1 protein-coding gene is annotated in these 1091 nt (G+C 64.0%); it reads right to left on the bottom strand.

Annotation, left to right across the window (positions count from 1 at the left end):
- Positions 1-963: EF-hand domain-containing protein (locus F1193_RS16875; protein ID WP_150098950.1), on the bottom strand; the 963-nt coding region annotated here is incomplete at its 3' end.
- Positions 964-1091: the final 128 nt, after the last annotated feature.

Genomic DNA, 1091 nt, shown 5'->3' with positions numbered 1-1091 from the left:
CACCGTGATCGTCTCATTGGCGAGGCTGCCGTCGGGCGCGCGCGCTTTGGTGTCGATCGTCGTCGAACCGTCGGCGCAGCGAGTGACGGTGCGCTCGATCTTGTAGCCCTGTGCATCGGTCGCCAGCGTCACCGTCGCCGCCTCGCCGGTCGACCCGTCGGTGCGGGTGAACGTGGTCGTGCCGTCGATCGACGAGCCGTCGGGCAGCGTCACGGAAGCGGCGTTCTCGTTAAGGTCGATCGAGGCGATGCCGAGCTCGGCGAGCGTTTTCAGCGTCTGCGTGCCATCGGCATTGGTGACCAGCACCTTGAACTTGGTGAAATTCGCGTCGTCGGCGTCGAGCGTGCCATCGTGATCGGTGTCGAACACGTCGCGCAGCGCCTCAATGTCCGACGCCGCGGTCGGATCCCACAAGGTGAAGGCGACCTGGTTTGCCTGGGTGATCTGGCCGTCGCCATGGGTGTCGTAGACCAGCACGCCATCGCCCGCGCCGGCCCAGGCGGTGCGGTGCTGATAGCCGTCGCCGACCGTGTCGTACCAGGTGTTCGAGGCGGAGAGCTCGGTGATGCTGACGCCGTCGCCGGACAGGTCGAGCAGAACCGGACTGAAACCACCAAATCCCAGCACCTGGACGTCGAAGATGCTGGAGGGAATGTATGCGCCGGGGGTCGTAATCGCGTTGAGGATTTGTCGAAATTCGACGTTCGGAACGAAGCCGGCGAGCGCCAACTGCAATCGCCCGGGAAAGGCCTTTTCGAGAACCCCCCAGGTATCGATAGTCTGCTGTTGTATGTTAAACAATGTCGGATCGAAGGAACTCGGGCCCAAGGACGAATTGTCCAGCGCCTGCGACAGGGATGCCGATTCCAGCCCCTGCGCCGTACCGGGAGCTATGCCGAAGAGGCTGCTCATATACGCCGAGTCAGAATCGGACGGCTCGTCATACGGCTCTTCCGGCGGCATGAACGGGTATCCCTCCCGAAACGCTCCCGGAGCAGTTGGCTCCCAGGTAGGGTAACTGCTCAGCCCGCTGCGGGCGTCGTCAAGCCGGGACGGGGATGTGCTCGCCCTTGAGGGTGAGGCGGATGGCG

Origin of the sequence: Blastochloris sulfoviridis (assembly GCF_008630065.1) — a bacterium.
Lineage (GTDB): Bacteria > Pseudomonadota > Alphaproteobacteria > Rhizobiales > Xanthobacteraceae > Blastochloris > Blastochloris sulfoviridis.
This window is presented reverse-complemented; position numbering and strand designations above follow the sequence as displayed.